The sequence below is a fragment of the Streptomyces sp. NPDC048566 genome (assembly GCF_043199735.1).
Taxonomy (GTDB): domain Bacteria; phylum Actinomycetota; class Actinomycetes; order Streptomycetales; family Streptomycetaceae; genus Streptomyces.
Genome location: NZ_JBICWL010000004.1, coordinates 36,008 through 53,769, shown reverse-complemented (window position 1 = coordinate 53,769; position 17,762 = coordinate 36,008). Strand labels below are relative to the sequence as shown.

General features: G+C 70.6%; 14 protein-coding genes and 5 tRNA genes. 5 read left to right on the top strand and 14 right to left on the bottom strand.

Annotated features, from left to right (window positions below; all coding sequences use genetic code 11):
• Nucleotides 1–75: 75 nt before the first annotated feature.
• The 3 genes from ACGFS9_RS09085 (at nt 76) to purM (ending at nt 3,891) form a co-directional block, all read left to right on the top strand.
• Complete coding sequence (locus ACGFS9_RS09085; protein ID WP_393251694.1) at nt 76–873, top strand: sterol carrier family protein; 798 nt, start codon at nt 76–78, stop codon at nt 871–873.
• Between the two features lie 347 nt (nt 874–1,220).
• Complete coding sequence (gene purF, locus ACGFS9_RS09080; RefSeq protein ID WP_393251693.1) at nt 1,221–2,747, top strand: amidophosphoribosyltransferase; 1,527 nt, start codon at nt 1,221–1,223, stop codon at nt 2,745–2,747.
• Nucleotides 2,748–2,790: 43 nt separating this feature from the next.
• On the top strand, nt 2,791–3,891 hold the full coding sequence (gene purM / locus ACGFS9_RS09075) for a phosphoribosylformylglycinamidine cyclo-ligase (RefSeq protein ID WP_393251692.1): 1,101 nt from the start codon (nt 2,791–2,793) through the stop codon (nt 3,889–3,891).
• A 154-nt stretch (nt 3,892–4,045) separates the two neighbouring features.
• Here the strand turns inward: purM and ACGFS9_RS09070 are convergent, their stop codons facing one another.
• Together ACGFS9_RS09070 and ACGFS9_RS09065 are read right to left on the bottom strand one after the other, a co-directional pair.
• Nucleotides 4,046–4,300 carry a DUF3073 domain-containing protein gene (locus ACGFS9_RS09070; protein ID WP_164369483.1) on the bottom strand — a complete coding sequence of 85 codons (255 nt, stop codon included), beginning with the start codon at nt 4,298–4,300 and terminating at the stop codon, nt 4,046–4,048.
• A 301-nt stretch (nt 4,301–4,601) separates the two neighbouring features.
• On the bottom strand, nt 4,602–5,696 hold the full coding sequence (locus ACGFS9_RS09065) for a Leu/Phe/Val dehydrogenase (protein ID WP_393251691.1): 1,095 nt from the start codon (nt 5,694–5,696) through the stop codon (nt 4,602–4,604).
• Between the two features lie 222 nt (nt 5,697–5,918).
• Between ACGFS9_RS09065 and ACGFS9_RS09060 the strand changes: the two genes are divergently transcribed.
• Nucleotides 5,919–6,767 carry a hypothetical protein gene (locus ACGFS9_RS09060; protein WP_393251690.1) on the top strand — a complete coding sequence of 283 codons (849 nt, stop codon included), beginning with the start codon at nt 5,919–5,921 and terminating at the stop codon, nt 6,765–6,767.
• Nucleotides 6,768–7,506: 739 nt separating this feature from the next.
• Entirely contained in the window at nt 7,507–7,713 is a 207-nt protein-coding gene (bldC, locus tag ACGFS9_RS09055) for a developmental transcriptional regulator BldC (protein ID WP_003949541.1), read from the top strand.
• A 464-nt stretch (nt 7,714–8,177) separates the two neighbouring features.
• Here the strand turns inward: bldC and ACGFS9_RS09050 are convergent, their stop codons facing one another.
• The 12 genes from ACGFS9_RS09050 to ACGFS9_RS08995 all read right to left on the bottom strand — a co-directional run bounded on the left by ACGFS9_RS09050 (nt 8,178) and on the right by ACGFS9_RS08995 (nt 17,717).
• Complete coding sequence (locus ACGFS9_RS09050; protein WP_393251689.1) at nt 8,178–8,381, bottom strand: DUF6274 family protein; 204 nt, start codon at nt 8,379–8,381, stop codon at nt 8,178–8,180.
• Between the two features lie 381 nt (nt 8,382–8,762).
• Nucleotides 8,763–8,837, bottom strand: a tRNA-Asp gene (locus ACGFS9_RS09045).
• Nucleotides 8,838–8,932: 95 nt separating this feature from the next.
• Nucleotides 8,933–12,910, bottom strand: coding sequence for an ATP-dependent RNA helicase HrpA (hrpA, locus tag ACGFS9_RS09040; protein ID WP_393251688.1), 3,978 nt, complete (start codon nt 12,908–12,910; stop codon nt 8,933–8,935).
• Between the two features lie 113 nt (nt 12,911–13,023).
• Nucleotides 13,024–13,097 (bottom strand) — tRNA-Phe (locus tag ACGFS9_RS09035).
• Nucleotides 13,098–13,121: 24 nt separating this feature from the next.
• Nucleotides 13,122–13,196 (bottom strand) — tRNA-Asp (locus ACGFS9_RS09030).
• A gap of 115 nt (nt 13,197–13,311) precedes the next feature.
• Nucleotides 13,312–14,010, bottom strand: a complete 699-nt coding sequence (locus ACGFS9_RS09025) for a hypothetical protein (RefSeq protein WP_393251687.1) — start codon at nt 14,008–14,010, stop codon at nt 13,312–13,314.
• Nucleotides 14,007–14,669 (bottom strand): hypothetical protein, encoded by a 663-nt coding sequence (locus ACGFS9_RS09020; RefSeq protein ID WP_393251686.1) that lies wholly within the window; start codon nt 14,667–14,669, stop codon nt 14,007–14,009. Before ACGFS9_RS09020 ends, ACGFS9_RS09025 begins: the two co-directional genes overlap by 4 nt.
• On the bottom strand, nt 14,666–15,136 hold the full coding sequence (locus tag ACGFS9_RS09015; protein ID WP_393251685.1) for a hypothetical protein: 471 nt from the start codon (nt 15,134–15,136) through the stop codon (nt 14,666–14,668). The genes ACGFS9_RS09020 and ACGFS9_RS09015 overlap by 4 nt, the downstream gene beginning before the upstream one ends.
• A gap of 212 nt (nt 15,137–15,348) precedes the next feature.
• Nucleotides 15,349–16,758: a putative T7SS-secreted protein gene (locus tag ACGFS9_RS09010; protein WP_393251684.1), complete on the bottom strand. Its 1,410-nt coding sequence runs from the start codon at nt 16,756–16,758 to the stop codon at nt 15,349–15,351.
• A gap of 5 nt (nt 16,759–16,763) precedes the next feature.
• The gene (locus tag ACGFS9_RS09005; protein WP_393251683.1) at nt 16,764–17,063 is read right to left on the bottom strand and encodes a hypothetical protein; all 300 of its coding nucleotides are present in this window, start codon (nt 17,061–17,063) and stop codon (nt 16,764–16,766) included.
• Between the two features lie 481 nt (nt 17,064–17,544).
• Nucleotides 17,545–17,618: transfer RNA gene (locus ACGFS9_RS09000), tRNA-Phe, on the bottom strand.
• A 24-nt stretch (nt 17,619–17,642) separates the two neighbouring features.
• Nucleotides 17,643–17,717, bottom strand: a tRNA-Asp gene (locus tag ACGFS9_RS08995).
• Nucleotides 17,718–17,762: the final 45 nt, after the last annotated feature.

Here is a 17,762-nt window from a genome sequence, read left to right as displayed (position 1 = left end):
CGAAGGCCCCGTCCGGCGTCCGGACGGGGCCTTCGTGCCTCCCGCCCCGCGGTCCCCGGTCCTAAGGTGAGGATCATGCCTCCCGCCAAGAAGCGCGCCCGTGCCTACGACCCCGCCAAGATCCGTGCCGCGGTCCTCGCCCAGTTCGGGAACGTGCGCGAGGGCGTCCGCACCCTGACGGAGGAGCAGACCGCGCGGCCCGCGCCCCTCGGCGGGTGGACCGTGCGGGAACTGGCGGCGCACGTGACGTCGGCGGTCGAGAGCGTGAGCCGCGGGCTCGACCTGCCCGAGCCCGCCGCACGGGAGCTGGCCCTGCTCGACTGGCCGTTCGCCACCGCCGGGCGCGCGGCCGGCATCGCCGAGGACGCCCGGGAGCTCGCGGCGCGCAGCCCCGACCTCGACGCGCTGTACGCCCGGGCCGGACAGCGCGTCGCCGAGCGTCTGGCCGCCGCCCCGGACGGCCGGCTGCTCGCCACCCGCGCCGGTGCGATGACCCTCGCCGACCACCTCGTCACCCGGACCGTCGAACTCGTCGTGCACACCGACGACCTGAACCGCGCGGTACCCGGCCTCGCCATCCCCTGCGACCGGCAGGCCCTCGCGGCCTGCACCCGGCTCCTCGCCGACGCGCTCGCGGTGAAGGCGCCCGGCGCGTCGACCGAGGTGCGGATTCCGCCGTACGCGGTCGTGCAGTGCGTGCAGGGCCCCCGGCACACCCGCGGCACCCCTCCGAACGTCGTGGAGACGGACCCGCTGACCTGGATCCGGCTCGCCACGGGGAGGACGGAGTGGAGGACGGCGCTCGACGAGGCGAAGGTCAGCGCCTCCGGGGAACGGGCCGACCTGTCCGCACTGCTGCCCCTCATGGGCTGACACGCCGTCCCCGCGCGGCCCCGCCGCCGGGTGGCCGGGGCCGCGCGGGGCGGTCGGGGACGGGCTCCTCGGCCGCGCCGCGCGTGCGCGGACCACCGTGCGCGACGGACATATCACCCTCGGCTCGGCCCGGACCGTCCGTACGATGTGCGACCCCTCACTCATGAGGGCCTTGACGGCGCCGCCGGAGTCGTCCGCCGGCCGCCTCCTGTGCCGCCCGGGCCGTCAGTGCACCTCGCTGACCTGCTGAAACGTCCTGGCCGTCGGCGCGGTGCCCGCTCGATGATCCACTCGGGCCCGGTATCCCCAATTCGGACCAGTGGTCGATCTCGCCTACACTCGGTGCCGTGCCACGTGGTGACGGTCGACTCAATCATGATCTGCTCCCCGGTGAGAAAGGCCCCCAGGACGCTTGCGGCGTCTTCGGTGTCTGGGCTCCGGGCGAAGAGGTCGCCAAGCTCACTTACTTCGGGCTCTACGCCCTCCAGCATCGGGGCCAGGAATCCGCGGGAATCGCGGTCAGCAACGGCTCCCAGATCCTCGTCTTCAAGGACATGGGCCTCGTGTCCCAGGTCTTCGACGAGACCTCGCTCGGTTCGCTCCAGGGTCACATCGCGGTCGGTCACGCCCGCTACTCGACCACCGGCGCCTCCGTGTGGGAGAACGCCCAGCCGACGTTCCGTGCCACCGCGCACGGCTCCATCGCGCTCGGCCACAACGGCAACCTGGTCAACACGGCGCAGCTCGCCGAGATGGTCGCCGACCTGCCCAAGCAGGAGGGCCGCACCACACGGGTGGCGGCCACCAACGACACCGACCTGCTCACCGCGCTGCTGGCGGCCCAGGTCGACGACGACGGCAAGCCGCTGACCGTCGAGGAGGCCGCCGGTCGGGTCCTCCCGCTGGTCCAGGGCGCCTTCAGCCTCGTCTTCATGAACGAGCACACGCTCTACGCGGCCCGTGACCCGCAGGGCATCCGCCCGCTGGTGCTCGGCCGCCTGGAGCGCGGCTGGGTGGTGGCCTCCGAGTCCGCCGCCCTGGACATCTGCGGCGCCAGCTTCGTGCGCGAGATCGAGCCGGGCGAGTTCGTCGCCATCGACGAGAACGGCCTGCGCAGCTCTCGATTCGCGGAAGCGAAGCCCAAGGGCTGTGTGTTCGAGTACGTCTACCTGGCCCGTCCCGACACGGACATCGCCGGCCGGAACGTGTACCTCTCGCGGGTCGAGATGGGCCGCCGGCTCGCCAAGGAGGCCCCGGTCGAGGCCGACCTGGTGATAGCGACCCCGGAGTCCGGCACGCCGGCCGCGATCGGGTACGCGGAGGCCTCCGGCATCCCCTTCGGCGCCGGACTGGTCAAGAACGCCTACGTGGGCCGGACCTTCATCCAGCCCTCGCAGACCATCCGCCAGCTGGGCATCCGCCTGAAGCTGAACCCGCTGAAGGAAGTCATCAAGGGCAAGCGGCTGGTCGTCGTCGACGACTCGATCGTGCGCGGCAACACCCAGCGGGCCCTCGTCCGGATGCTGCGCGAGGCGGGGGCCGCCGAGGTCCACATCCGCATCTCCTCGCCGCCCGTGAAGTGGCCCTGCTTCTTCGGCATCGACTTCGCGACCCGCGCCGAGCTGATCGCGAACGGCATGACCATCGAGGAGATCGGCACCTCGCTCGGTGCCGACTCCCTCTCGTACATCTCCATCGACGGCATGATCGAGGCCACCACCATCGACAAGCCGAACCTCTGCCGGGCCTGCTTCGACGGCGAGTACCCGATGGACCTTCCGGACCCCGAGCTGCTCGGCAAGCAGCTCCTGGAGACCGAGCTGGCCGCGGGTCCCGCAGCCACGGCCGCGGCTGACGCCATCCGTCGCCCGTAAGCGCCGCAGAGCCCCGTTTCACCAACCCGAAAGATCCCAGGCCATGTCCTCTGTGTCTGATCAGTCATCTCCGGCGGCGGGCAGCCCCGCCGGCGCCTCCTACGCGGCCGCCGGCGTCGACATCGAGGCCGGCGACCGCGCCGTGGAACTGATGAAGGAGTGGGTGAGGAAGACGCAGCGCCCCGAGGTCCTCGGCGGCCTCGGCGGATTCGCCGGCCTCTTCGACGCCTCCGCCCTCAAGCGGTTCGAGCGCCCGCTGCTCGCCTCGGCCACCGACGGCGTGGGCACCAAGGTCGACCTGGCCCGCCGGCTCGGCGTGTACGACACCATCGGCCACGACCTGGTCGCCATGGTCATGGACGACATCGTCGTGTGCGGCGCCGAGCCGCTGTTCATGACCGACTACATCTGCGTGGGCAAGGTCCACCCGGAGCGGGTGGCGGCCATCGTGAAGGGCATCGCCGAGGGCTGCGTGCTCGCCGGCTGCGCCCTGGTCGGCGGCGAGACGGCCGAGCACCCCGGCCTGCTGGGCCCGGACGACTTCGACGTCGCCGGCGCCGGCACGGGCGTGGTGGAGGCCGACCGGCTGCTCGGCCCGGACCGTATCCGCACGGGTGACGCGGTGATCGCCATGGCGGCGTCCGGTCTTCACTCGAACGGGTACTCACTCGTCCGGCACGTCCTGCTCGACCGGGCGAAGCTCGGCCTGGAGCAGCACGTGGAGGAGTTCGGCCGCACGCTCGGCGAGGAGCTCCTGGAGCCCACCAAGATCTACTCGCTGGACTGCCTGGCGCTGACGCGGACCACCGAGGTGCACGCGTTCAGCCACATCACCGGCGGCGGTCTCGCGGCCAACCTGGCCCGGGTGATCCCGGACGGCCTGCACGCCGTGGTCGACCGGGAGACCTGGACCCCCGCCCCGGTCTTCGACCTGGTCGGCAGGACGGGTGACGTGGAGCGCCTGGAGCTGGAGAAGACGCTGAACATGGGCGTCGGCATGATGGCGGTCGTCCCGGAGGAGTCGGCCGAGGTCGCCCTGGCCACCCTCGCCGACCGCGGGGTGGACGCCTGGATCGCCGGTGAGATCACCGAGCGCGGCGACCGCGCCACGGGGGCGGAACTGGTCGGCGACTACGCGAGCTGATGCCCGCGGGCAGCACGAAACCCGGTCCGGCGCTGAGGCCCCGGACCGGGTGACGTGCAGTCGCTACGAGAAATCCGCCAGGCGGGAGCCACCGGAAAACCGTTTCGGGAGACCCGCTGAGAAGATCGCGGAAACTGCGAGGGGCGCTGAGGCGTCAAGCGCCGCGGCGTTGCGACTGAGGACCGGACTGATCGTCGTCGTCCTCGTCGTCGTCGTTATAGAGATCCGCGTACTGCGCGTACGGGTCGTCTTCCTCGTCGTCGTCCTCGAACGGCTCGCCATTCGGCGGCTGGCTCGAAGTCGAAGCGCCCAGCTCATTGGCCAGACGCGAGAGGTCAGTCCCGCCGCTGCTGTACTTCAGCTGGCGGGCGACCTTCGTCTGCTTGGCCTTTGCCCGGCCGCGCCCCATGGCTCGACCCCCTCGGATACGGGGCTCGACGGCCCCAGAGTCTTGACACGCGTTCATGATCTGGAACGGACTCTCCATGGAGAGACCGGTCCGTAGGGCTTCCACGGTACCTGAGCCCGCGCCCATACGGTACGTCGCCCGCAGCACGCGCCCCTGCCCAGGGCCAGCGAAGTGCCCCGTCCTCGCTGGTCAACCGCGATTTTAACCTCTTCTCGGCGCCCGACCCGCCGACAGACGTGAGAGTTGTCTCCCCGACGGCCGTCGGCGGGTCCCTGACAAGCTCGGACGACCCGCGGACAGGTCAGTGAGCGCGCGCCTCCGCCATCCGCTGCTCGGCGATCCGGTCCGCCGCCGCGGCCGGCGGAATCCCGTCCTCCTTCGCACGTGCGAAGATGGCCAGCGTGGTGTCGAAGATCTTCGCCGCCTTGGCCTTGCACCGGTCGAAGTCGAAACCGTGCAGCTCGTCCGCGACCTGGATGACACCGCCGGCGTTCACCACGTAGTCGGGCGCGTACAGGATGCCGCGGTCCGCGAGGTCCTTCTCCACCCCCGGGTGCGCCAGCTGGTTGTTGGCCGCGCCGCACACGACGCGCGCGGTGAGCGCCGGCACCGTCGCGTCGTCGAGCGCCCCGCCCAGCGCGCAGGGCGCGTAGATGTCCAGGCCCTCGGTGCGGATCAGCGCCTCGGTGTCGGCCGCCGCCGTGACACCGGCGGGATGCCGGTCGAGGATCCGCCGCACCGCGTCCGCCCGCACGTCGGTGATCACGACCTCGGCGCCGTCCGCGCGCAGGTGGTCGACCAGGTGCCGGCCCACCTTGCCGACCCCGGCCACGCCGACCCGGCGGCCGCGCAGCGTCGGGTCGCCCCACAGGTGCTGGGCGCAGGCCCGCATGCCCTGGAAGACGCCGAAGGCGGTGAGCACCGAGGAGTCGCCCGCGCCGCCGTTCTCCGGGGAGCGGCCGGTCGTCCAGCGGCACTCGCGCGCCACCACGTCCATGTCGGCCACGTAGGTGCCGACGTCGCAGGCGGTGACGTACCGGCCGCCGAGCGAGGCGACGAACCGGCCGTAGGCGAGGAGCAGCTCCTCGGTCTTGATCTGCTCGGGGTCCCCGATGATCACGGCCTTGCCGCCGCCGTGGTCGAGACCGGCCATGGCGTTCTTGTACGACATCCCGCGGGCGAGGTTGAGCGCGTCGGCGACGGCCTCCGCCTCGGTCGCGTACGGGTAGAAGCGCGTTCCGCCGAGGGCCGGGCCGAGGGCGGTGGAGTGGAGGGCGATGACGGCCTTCAGGCCGCTGGCGCGGTCCTGGCAGAGCACGACCTGCTCATGACCGCCCTGGTCCGAGTGGAACAGGGTGTGCAGTACATCAGCAGGCGCGCCGGTTACGTCGGTCACTGTGGTGACTCCCAGGTAATGAGCGGCGGTTGGGTGCGGGGCCCGTGCGGATGGCGGGCTCCGTGGGCATGAGAGTAGGGCCTGCGCCGACCCGCCTTCGGCGCAGTGTTCAGGATCACCCACCGACGGGGTACGGCCATGGTTCGATTTGCATAGATTTCTCTTCAGGTTCTGAGCGGTTCTCGCTGGTTTTCCCGGTGGTCTTCGGGGGAGGGAGCAGGCGTGCCCAAGGTGTCCGCGGTGATCGTGCCCTACACGTCGTACCTGCGCGTGTACGAGCCGCTCGCTGCCTTCCCGGAGCCGGAGCGCGGCCACTGGGCGCGCTACGCCCGGCGCACCGAGCGCCCCTCCTACCAGGACGAGCTGCGCCGCTCGCTGGCCGACCTGCTGCCCACGCCGCCGGTGCCGGTGCCGGTGCACGAGAGCGCCGACGCGTTCGTGGCCGAGGTGGACGGGGTGGTGTGCGTCTGCCCCTGGCGCACCCGGCTGCGGGGCTGGCAGGCGCTCGACGGGATCGGCGAGGAGCTCCCGGCCCCGGTGCTCGACGCCGTGCTCCCGCCCCTCGTGCGCCGCCAGGCCGCCCTCGACTACGAGCGCTGGCTGGCCCGCAACCCCGACGCCCGCCCCTGGATCCGCACCTCGACCTGGCAGGTGCCGCTGAACTGGTTCGTGCTCGTCTCCGAGGAGGAGCGCGAGTACGAGAAGGGGGCGGGCCCGGGCGGGGCGCCGCCGCGGCTGCGCTACCGGACGCCGATGGTCCAGGCGCGACGGCGCACGGCGCGGGGGCTGCGCACGCTCCGGGACACCCTCGACGAGGGGCCGCTCATCGACGGGCTGGTGGACGTGGGGCGCTGGCTGGAGGAGTTCCATCCGCGGTCCCTGGTCGAGTTGGACTACGGCGGCCTCGTGCACGCGCTGCCGGCCGGGCACCTGGAGGACGACCACTCGGCCGCGGACGTCGCGGAGGGCATCGAGGCGCTGCGCACCGGGGACGGCGAGAGGGCCGGCCGGGCCTACGGGCGGCTGGTGGAGCGCTGGCGGACGGTCAGGGACCGGCGCTCGGCGAACTGAACGCCCCCGGCGGGGCAGCGGGCGCCGGACATCCCGGCCGCCGCCGCGCCGCGGCCCCCTCGCGTCGCCGTTCCCGGGTGCCATGCGGCCGCCCGCGGTGTCCGGCGGCTGCCGCCGCGGGCCGCACATGAGGGACACATCCGGACGATTCAGCCCAAAGGGCTGTTCCGGGAGGTTCGGGTGGGACGGGAGGGATTCCCGATCCGGTGTTCGATGTGATCTGCTTCTCACAGGAAACGTGTCGAACTCGCGTATGGTCCTCACACGCTGAAGAACCCTCACTCCAGGACGTAGGTCCCGATCCGGGCTTTTGCGCCAACGAGTGGCAAGCGTGATGGATGGCACTTACCTGGCTCTTGCATCGCTTGCCCCTCCTCGTGCCAAAATAGGACAAGGAGTCCGGGGGAGGGCTCCGTCCGTCCCTGTATGGGCGGAATCTCAGCATTGCACGCTATGGGGGGTCTGGTGACTCCTGACGCCACTGTGACTGATCGTCACAGTGGCGTGACTGTCCGCTATGGCATGGTCCATCGGCTTCCGTCGCTGATGAACACCTGGGAGGGCAATTCCATCGGTTTGGCCGACGCGGCTGGACGGATGGTGTAGTTGTAGTGCCGAGGACAAGCCGTTCGTCCTATAACCGACTCGACTCGCGTCCGCCATTTCGGGCAACGCGGGTCAAGGTGCAGAATTTAGAGGAAAGAACCGAGAAGGTTCGGTTCTCCCGAGGAGGCCGCTCATGACCGCTCGCACCCCTGATGCCGAGCCGCTGCTGACCCCGGCTGAGGTCGCCACGATGTTCCGCGTCGACCCCAAGACGGTCACGCGGTGGGCGAAGGCCGGCAAGCTCACGTCCATCCGCACGCTCGGCGGACACCGCCGCTACCGCGAGGCTGAGGTCCGCGCACTGCTCGCGGGTATCCCGCAGCAGCGCAGCGAGGCCTGAAGCACCGCATAACCGGGCAACTCGCCGGACCCCCCAATCCGTCGAGGCGCCCGAACCTCAGCTCCAAGCGACGCGGGTTCTGCCCCAACAGGGCCCACGCCCCAGCTTTTCCGCCGTATGAACAGGGTGCGTCGTAGATCGCGCTGGACTCCGCCGGGTCCAGCGCGATCTTTTTTGTGCGCTCGGCGCCCCGTGGCCGCCGGCCGGTGAGCGGCCTTGTCGGAGTGTGGGGGCGGGTGTCGGATCGACGGTGAGCTGCCCCGATGTGGAGTGCAATTGCACATATTAAATTGACTGGTTGTAGGAGGGGGGTAAGTTCCGCAGTTCTGAAAACTTATGCGGTGACTCCCGTCACATGCCAGAGTCCTTGTCGCCGTCGAGCCGTCTGCGCTAGGGGAGTTGGTGTCGAGCGGGCCTCTCGCGGAGGGGCGGCGGGCTCGCGCGGACCGGCCGGCCGGGCCCGGTCACGCGGTGGCGGAGCTCTCCTCCTCGGGGACGCCGCCGGCGAAGTCCTCGGGCTCCTCCTCGCCGGCGGGGGCGGCTTCCATCGCCAGCCGGAGCAACTGGCGGCAGACGGGGCAGTGCCCTGTCCGGTGGCGGTAGCCCGAGGCGGCCGCCAGATGGGCTCGGAGCAGAGCTCGCGTCTCGTGCCGGGCGGACAGCGCCATACACACCTCCAGGGGGCCGGCAGGGCGAGCGCCCTGGCTTCCGGAGTACTCGCTGGAATGTGACGCCGTCAAGAAGCGGGAACGCCCCGCGGGGGCGGCCGTTGGGGCGCCGGCGGGCGCACGCGTGGCCGCGGCGGGCGCGAGGAGCGGGGAGGCGGAGCCGGGCGTCCGGCGCCGTGGACGTCCGCGGGGCGGGGCGCGAGACCGCGACGGCGGACGGGCCCGCGGCGTTCTCCGGCGGCAGACGGCAGACGGCAGACGGCAGACGGCTGACGGCTGACGGCAGACGGGAGACGGGAGACGGCAGACGGGAGACGGCGGGAACGAAGGGCCCGAAACGGCGGAAAGGCCCGGAGCCGAAGCTCCGGGCCTTTCCTGATGCGGTCCTGACGGGATTTGAACCCGCGGCCTCCACCTTGACAGGGTGGCGAGCACTCCAAACTGCTCCACAGGACCAGGTTTCGCAGCGACTTGGTGGTGCGCTGTGCTGCGAAAAGAGACTGTACAGGAGGGTGGGCCCGGGGTCGAACTCACCCCGCGTACCGGCTCCGTCACGGTGCCGCGGCGTCGATCGCCTTCACGATCCGCTTGTCGGAGACGGGGTGGGCCGTGCCGAGCGCGTGCGCGAAGTAGCTGACCCGCAGCTCCTCGATCATCCAGCGGATGTCCCGGACCGCGGCGGGCACCGGCCGCCCCTGCGGCAGCTGCTCCAGCAGCCAGGCGTACTCGTCCTGCATCTCGTGGACCTTCTCCATCCGGGTGGTGTCCCGCTGGACGCCGGTCGGCATCTGCTGGAGGCGGCGGTCCGCGGCGACCAGATACCGCATCAGGTCGGGCAGCCGCCGCAGTCCCGTCGCGGTGACGAAACCGGGCCGCACGAGGGCGTCCAGCTGCGTGCGGACGTCCGTGAGGTTCGCGAGCAGCGTCGGACTCCGGACCCCCTTCAGACGGCGCTCACAGGCCTGCCAGGCGGCCAGTACCTGCTCCACCTGCCCGACGGTGCGCACGGTCGTGTCGACGATCTCGGCGCGCACCCTGTCGTACAGCTTCCGGTACGACTCCTCGTCCCAGGCCGGGCCGCCGAAGTCGCCGATGAGCTTGTCCGCCGCCGCCATGGCGCAGTCGTCGAAGAGGGCCTGCACCGAGCCGTGCGGGTTGGCCGACAGCGCGAGCTTCTGGGCGTTGGTGAGCTTGTCCGAGGCGAACTTGCCCGGGTTCACCGGGATGTTCCGCAGGATCAGCCGGCGGGTGCCCTTCCACATCGCCTCGGCCTGCTCGGCCTCCGTGTCGAAGAGCCGCACCGACACGGTGTTGGCCGCGGGGCCGTCGTCGACCAGCGCGGGGTAGGCCTTCACCGGCTGGCCCGCCCGGCGCGTCTCGAAGAGGCGGCTGAGCGAGCCGATCGTCCAGTCCGTCAGTCCCGCGCGCTCCAGGGTCTCCCCGCCGGAGCGCTCCGCGGTCGCGGCGGCGGCCTGCGAGATGGCCTTGCGCGCCTTCGGCCTCAGCCGGAGCCGCAGCGCCTCCAGGTCCTTGTCCTCCGCGAGCTTGCGGCGCCGCTCGTCGACGATCCGGAAGGTGATCCGCAGATGGTCCGGGAGCCGCGACCAGTCGAAGTCGTCCGCCGTCAGGGGGACGCCGACCATCCGCTTGAGCTCGCGCGCCATGGTCTGGGTCAGCGGCTCCTGGAGGGGGACCGCCCGCTCCAGGAACTTCTGCGCGACGTTCGGGGCGGGCACGTAGTTGCGCCGGATGGGTTTCGGCAGGGAACGGATCAGCTCCGTGACCACCTCTTCGCGCAGTCCGGGGATCTGCCAGTCGAAGCCCTCGTCGGTGACCTGGTTGAGGACCTGGAGCGGGATGTGCACGGTCACGCCGTCCGCGTCCGCCCCGGGCTCGAACTGGTAGGTCACGCGGAACTTCAGCGGGCCCTGCCGCCAGGAGTCGGGGTAGTCGTCCTTGGTGACCTGCCCGGCCCGCTCGGTGAGCAGCATCGAGCGCTCGAAGTCGAGGAGTTCGGGCTCCTCGCGCCGCTTGTGCTTCCACCACGAGTCGAAGTGCGCGCCGGACACGACGTGTTCGGGCACCCGCTGGTCGTAGAAGTCGAAGAGGGTCTCGTCGTCGACCAGGATGTCCCGGCGGCGGGCCCGGTGCTCCAGCTCCTCGACCTCGGTGAGGAGCCTGCGGTTGTCGGCGAAGAACTTGTGGTGCGTGCGCCAGTCGCCCTCCACCAGCGCGTTGCGGATGAACAGCTCGCGGCTGACCTCGGGGTCGATCCGCCCGTAGTTCACCTTCCGCTGCGCCACGATCGGCACGCCGTACAGCGTGACCTTCTCGTACGCCATCACGGCTGCCTGGTCCTTCTCCCAGTGCGGCTCGCTGTACGTGCGCTTCAGCAGGTGCCCGGCCAGCGGCTCGATCCACTCCGGTTCGACGCGGGCGTTGACGCGCGCCCAGAGCCGGGAGGTCTCGACGAGTTCCGCGGACATCACGAAGCGCGGGGGCTTCTTGAAGAGGGCCGAGCCGGGGAAGATCGCGAACTTGGCGTTGCGCGCGCCGAGGTACTCGTTCCTGCCCGAGCCGCGTCCGCTCTCGCCGCCGGTCTCCTTCACGTCCTTCATGCCGACGTGCGAGAGCAGGCCGGCGAGCAGGGAGACGTGCACGCTCTGCTCGGGGGCGTCGTCCTCGTTCAGATGGATGCCCATCTGCTTGGCGACCGTGCGCAGCTGGCTGTAGATGTCCTGCCACTCGCGGATGCGCAGGAAGTTGAGGTACTCCTGCTTGCACATCCGGCGGAAGGCCGACGAGCCGCGCTCCTTCTGCTGCTCGCGCAGGTAGCGCCACAGGTTGAGGAAGGCGAGGAAGTCGGAGGTCTCGTCCTTGAACCGGGCGTGCTGCTGGTCGGCCTGCGCCTGCTTGTCGGAGGGCCGCTCGCGCGGGTCCTGGATGGAGAGCGCGGCGGCGATCACCATGACCTCGCGGGCGCAGCCGTTCCGGTCGGCCTCCAGGACCATCCGGGCCAGGCGGGGGTCGACGGGCAGCTGGGCGAGCTTGCGGCCGGTCGGGGTGAGCCGCTTGCGGGCGTCCTTCTCGGCGGGGTCGAGCGCGTTCAGCTCCTGGAGGAGCTGGACGCCGTCGCGGATGTTGCGGTGGTCCGGCGGGTCGATGAAGGGGAACTTCTCGATGTCGCCGAGGCCGGCCGCGGTCATCTGGAGGATGACGGAGGCCAGGTTGGTGCGCAGGATCTCGGCGTCGGTGAACTCCGGCCGGGCGAGGAAGTCGTCCTCGGAGTAGAGCCGGATGCAGATGCCGTCGGAGGTGCGCCCGCAGCGCCCCTTGCGCTGGTTGGCGCTGGCCTGCGAGACGGGTTCGATGGGGAGCCGCTGCACCTTGGTGCGGTGGCTGTAGCGGGAGATCCGCGCGGTGCCCGGGTCGATGACGTACTTGATGCCGGGGACGGTGAGCGAGGTCTCGGCGACGTTGGTCGCCAGAACGATCCTGCGTCCGGTGTGCTGCTGGAAGACGCGGTGCTGCTCGGCGTGCGAGAGGCGCGCGTACAGCGGGAGGACCTCGGTGAAGCGGTACTTCCGTTTCTCCAGCGCGTCCGCGGTGTCGCGGATCTCGCGCTCGCCGGAGAGGAACACGAGGATGTCGCCCTTGCCCTCGGCCTGGAGCTCCTCGACGGCGTCGCAGATCGCGGTGATCTGGTCGCGGTCGGTGTCCTCGGAGTCCTCTTCGAGGAGCGGCCGGTAGCGCACCTCGACGGGGTAGGTCCGGCCGCTCACCTCGACGATCGGGGCGTCGCCGAAGTGCCGGGAGAAGCGCTCCGGGTCGATGGTCGCGGAGGTGATGACGACCTTGAGGTCCGGGCGCCGGGGGAGGAGCTGGGCGAGGTAGCCGAGCAGGAAGTCGATGTTCAGGGACCGCTCGTGGGCCTCGTCGATGATGATCGTGTCGTAGGCGCGCAGCTCGCGGTCGGTCTGGATCTCGGCGAGCAGGATGCCGTCCGTCATCAGCTTGACGAAGGTGGCGTCCGGATTCACCTGGTCGGTGAAGCGGACCTTCCAGCCGACGGCCTCGCCGAGCGGGGTGCCCAGCTCGTCGGCGACCCGCTCGGCCACGGTCCGCGCGGCGATCCGCCGGGGCTGGGTGTGCCCGATCATGCCGCGCACGCCCCGGCCCAGCTCCATGCAGATCTTCGGGATCTGGGTGGTCTTGCCGGAGCCGGTCTCACCGGCGACGATCACCACCTGGTGGTCGCGGATGGCGTCCGCGATCTCGTCCTTCTTCTGGCTGACCGGGAGCTGCTCGGGATACGTGACCTCGGGTACCCGGGCGCGGCGCTCGGCCATGCGGGCCTCGCCCCGGGCGACCTCCGCCTCGATCTCGGCGAGCACGGCGGAGCGGGCCTCGGGCTTGCGGATCTTGCGCGCGCCGTCGAGCCTGCGCCCGAGCCGGTGCGCTTCGCGCAGGGACAGCTGGGCCAGGCGGGGGGCGAGATCGCCGAGGGCGGGGGCAGGGTGCGTAGACATACGCGGTCCAGGATCTCACCTCGGCGAAACGACTGGCGAGCGCTTTTGCGGGGGCGGGCGCGCGGAGGGCGGACGAAGGAGGCCCCGATCCGTCGGATCGGGGCCTCTTGCGGTGGCTGGGGCCGGGGTCGAACCGGCGACCTATCGCTTTTCAGGCGATCGCTCGTACCAACTGAGCTACCCAGCCACGAGGTCTCCGGGGAGACCTCGGCGGTCCTGACGGGATTTGAACCCGCGGCCTCCACCTTGACAGGGTGGCGAGCACTCCAAACTGCTCCACAGGACCGAGCCGCCGTGCGTGCACGGGCGAGGCAAGTCTCGCACACGGTGTCGTGTGCCTCACAACGGGCCGCGAACGGTCCTCACGGTGAGTGGCCGCCTCCCTCCGCCCTTTTCCCGGGTCAGTCCGCCGGCTCGCCGGTGAGCACGAGGGTCCGGGCGAAGGCGTCGAGGTCGGGGAGAGCCGCGTAGAGCTGCCCCAGCTCGTTGGTGAAGACGACGAGCCGGACATCGGCGGGACGGGACGTCGCACGCCAGAAGTAGGTGAGGACGCCGACCAGGCAGTCGGGGTCCTCGGGCTCGTCGGCGTTCAGCGGCACGAACGCCAGGCTGCGCAACCCGGCTCCGAGGGAATCCGTGGCGAACCGCTCCTCGATCGAGCTCGGCCCGCCCGTTTCGAGATGGTGGAACGATCCGGCGTAGTGCACCTCGGCCGATGTCCGGTCGCGCTCCGGTTTCCAGGCGCCGAGGAAGACCGGCAGCGGCGGCTTGCGCAGATCGGGCCAGTACAGCAGGTGGTACTGGGCCTCCACGAGGTCGAACAGCCGGTTGTAGACGTCGAGGATCTGGGCGGCGGCCCGCTCGCCCAGGTCGTCGTCGATCCTGCCGCCGACGAACTCCCGCTGCCGGACGACCAGAGCGGACGCCATCTGCTCGGCGTACTCCGCCGAATCCGCCCAGTCGGTGCCCTCGAAGACGGCGGGCAGCGCGACCCACGCGGGCCCCGGGTCGCCGGCCTCCAGCCCGAAGCGGGAGGGAGCGTGCGGCCAGCCCTCGGGCTCGGGCACCAGCGGCGGTATCGGCGAGGGAAGGTCGGTCATCGCACACCCCGGGTGTTCTGGGATCGTCGCGGCGGTCGGGTGTCGTCGGCGGAACGCCAACGGAACGTGGTCATCACGGCGTCGAAGAGATCGACGAGCAGCAGGGACAGGTCTCCGTCCGCGTCCGGGGCGCCGACGGTCGAGAAGGCGACGGTCAGCCACCGCCACGGCTCGCCCGGTATCGGCACCTGGTAGTCGACCCGCCTCGACGGGAACTCGACCCCGCGCCCCGGATCGGGCTGCTCCGTCCTCTCGGCACGCACGGCGGGTGAACCGTCGAGGTCCACCACCTCTCGGCCCTCCTCGGAACTGGCCATGAACAGCGCCAGCTCGCCCGGATCCACGTCCCCCGCCGACGGCATCCGTGTCTCGGAGACCAGGATCGACGCGGGTACGGACATGCCGTGCATCAGCTCCACCGGCAGGTACAGGTCCAGTCCGTCGGCCTTCCGGGCTTCCCGGATGCGCTGCCACAGGTCCGCTTCGAGATCCCTGCGGTAGGTGAACACCTCGTCGCGCGGCAGGTGCTCGAAGGCGTGGTCGAGGAGGCGCTTGAGGGCGCTCTCGGTGCCGTGGCGGAGCGGGATCTGCCGCCAGCCGGGTGGCAGGACGAGGCCGTACGAGGTGGGCGGCGCGGAGGACTCCCGAGGCGTGGTCATCGCGGCGCCCCCGACGTCTCGTGCCGCTCCCGGGCCGCCCTCCTGCGGGCCGCGCGCCGGGTCAGGGCGCCGTGGGTGAGGATGCCGAGGGAGGCAGCGCAGGCGGCGAAGGCCGCCCAGTAAAGTCCCGCCCACAGGTCGAATGCGGGCTCCCCGAAGCTGGCCACGGCCCCCCACCCGCTGAAGAACGTGAACAGTCCCCCGACCAGCCAGAAATGCGGCGGCGGCGCGCTGGCGTCGAGTTTCAAGGGGAGGGACCCGTCGAACACGCCCTTGTCGGCGTTGCGCAACAGGTAACCGGGCAACCCCTTGGCTGTTTTCGGCCGGGGGCCCGGCTCGCGCTTGAGCAGCTCGGGCGAATGCCAGAGGAAAGTGGCGGGGAGGAGCAGGAGCCAGCAGACGCTCCATCCGGCGAGGAGCAGGTTCCCGCCGGCTCGGCCGCGGTGGTCGGCACCCAGAAGCCACATCCCTAGCGCCAACAGGCCGGCCCACACCCAGAACCCGAGGAAGCTACCGGTCAGGACGACGTATCCGTATTCACGAACGAGCGGAGGCAGAGGCCGTCCTTTCCCTGTTCTCGCTCTGTCCTGTTCGGCGGCGCGCCGAGCGAGCGCAGCCTCGACCGGGGAGGGCCGGGACCCACCGCTGGGTTCTCGTGCCATCATCCCGGCAACCTTCCTCACCACGTCGATCCCGTCTCCACGGTCGCCCAGCCCTTGGTGTCCGTCCAGAAGTTGTCGCCGCCCACCTTGGGAATCTCGTTGAAGTAGGGCCCGACCATCCCGACAGCCTTGTCGAACGAGTCCACCGCCGTCCCCGCGAAGAACGCGCCCTGGCTGAGCCGGATGGATCCGGCTCCCTTCGCGATCTCGCCGGCGATCCTCGTGGACTCCGGGAACCGCGACGCCGCCCCGTTGAGGTACGCCCTCAGCGAGGCCGCCTCCGGGCCGCCGCCAAGGAGGTTCTTCAGGGCGCCCATCTCCGGCAGGGCCTTCCCCGACAGCGCCTTCGCATCGGCCAGCGCACCCTTCTTCGCCGCCCACATGGCCTTCATGCCGCCGCTCATCATCTTCTGGGCCGCCTTCCACTGCTCGCTGCCCTTGACGCCGTTCCTGAAAATATTTCCCGCCCTGGACAGGTCGGTGAGGTTCTCCAGCTTGGCCGCGTTCCACGCGGCCTTGCCGAGCCTGATCGCGCCGGCGCCGCGCATGGCGGTCCGTACGCCTTTCTCCGCTGCCTTCATGCCCGGTCCGGCGAGCCGGCCCAGCCCCATGGTGGCCAGCGCGAAGACGTCCAGTCCCACGTCGATCCAACTGCCCTCGCCGGCCAGCGCGGTGGTCGAGTGGAGCAGCAGGGCGCCGAGCGTCGCTCCCAGCGCGATCATCGCGATGATGTTCAACCCGGGGATGAACAAGGCGATGACCGCGCAGGCGGTGGCCACCCAACAGAGCACGTTCGCCAGGTCGTTCAGCAGTCGGGAGTGGTCGCTCACCCAGTCCTTGAACTTGTCCCAGCCCTTGTCGTGCAGTCCGTCCCGGCTGATGCAGCGCCTGATCTTGCCCGCCCAGTGACCGGCCCGCTCGTCGCGGTGACCGACCGCCTTGTCCAGCTTGTGCCGTGCGTCTCCGAGATCGTCCTCGGCGCGCTCCAGCGCGTGCCGCCGTGTCGTCTCGGCATGGCGTTCCGCCTCTGTCGGCGTGTGGTCGTCCGGTTTGCCGCCCGTCTCGGGCGGCTGGTGCGCGTCGACGCGGCGCTGCGCTTCCGTGGCGTCCTCCAGCGCTTCGTCCGCCTGCTTCTGGCAGTCCTCCAGGTCGTCGGCCCAGTGGCCGAGATAGCCCGAGACGTTGTTGTAGCGGTGATGGGTCTTGCCCAGCCGGCCCGCCAGCTCGTCGGCCTGGTCGCGCAACGAGTCCGCGTAGCGGCCCTTGAGGGCGTTGGTGTCCCGGCCGATCGCCTGCAGCCGTTCCACCTGCTCACTGATCATCGTGGCGAGTCCGCCCAGCCGCTTCGACTCCCGGCGTATGTCCTCCACATCGCCGGGGACGGGATCCTGCTCCGCCAGCGGACTCCAGTCGACAGGTCGTGCCATCGCCGCTACTTCCCCGACCCCTTCTTGCCCTCGGTGGACTTCTCCAACTTCCGGTCCAGCTCCTGGAATGCCTTGTGGCACGCCTCGACCAGCCCACCCACCGCCTCGATGGACTCCAGCAACTGTTTGCGGTGGTAGTCCCAGTTGTCGGCGAAGTCGTCCATCGCACCGGCGATCTCCCCGGAGCCCCAGATACCCTTCAGGTCCTCCTGATGCTTCTCTGTGTCCTCGAACTCGTGCCGGATCTTCTTCAGGCTCCTGGCCGACTTCTTCAGAAGATCGTCGTCGACGATCAGATCGCTCATGGCTCCCCCGTTGGCTCTCGGCGGTCGGTGCCGTCCACCGCTCGGCGGTCGACGGACCGGACCCTCTGCCCCGTCCTGTCCTGTGCGGTCTCGCACGTGCCGTCCGGCAGACCACCGTTCGCGCCTTCGGACCCTTCCCACGAGACCTGCCACCTGGTTGACACCTTCAACCGGTACGGCTGCCCGCTTGAGTCGCGCAGGCGTTCGCAGCGTAGTACCGGGGGGTGACGGCGCGGGGAATCAGGGTGCCGTCGCCTTGCCGTGTGCCTGTCAGGGCGCGGGGCCGAGCGCCGGCGCGGCAGGGGGGCGGACGGGAGCGGGAGGCGTTCGGCTGCACGGCATCACGGCGGTGCGTGCCGGGACGTCGGCACCGCGCTGCCCTTGAGGTCCCCGGAGCGGGCTGTTGTCACGGGGGCCTTCGCCCGGGCGTGGAACGACGACGTCCCGGACAGCGGTGCTGTCCGGGACGTCGTCACTGCGGTGGCTGGGGCCGGGGTCGAACCGGCGACCTATCGCTTTTCAGGCGATCGCTCGTACCAACTGAGCTACCCAGCCACGAGGCTTCCGGGGAAACCTCAGCGGTCCTGACGGGATTTGAACCCGCGGCCTCCACCTTGACAGGGTGGCGAGCACTCCAAACTGCTCCACAGGACCAAGCTGTTGTGTGCGAACAGGCGAGGCAAGTCTCGCACACGGTGT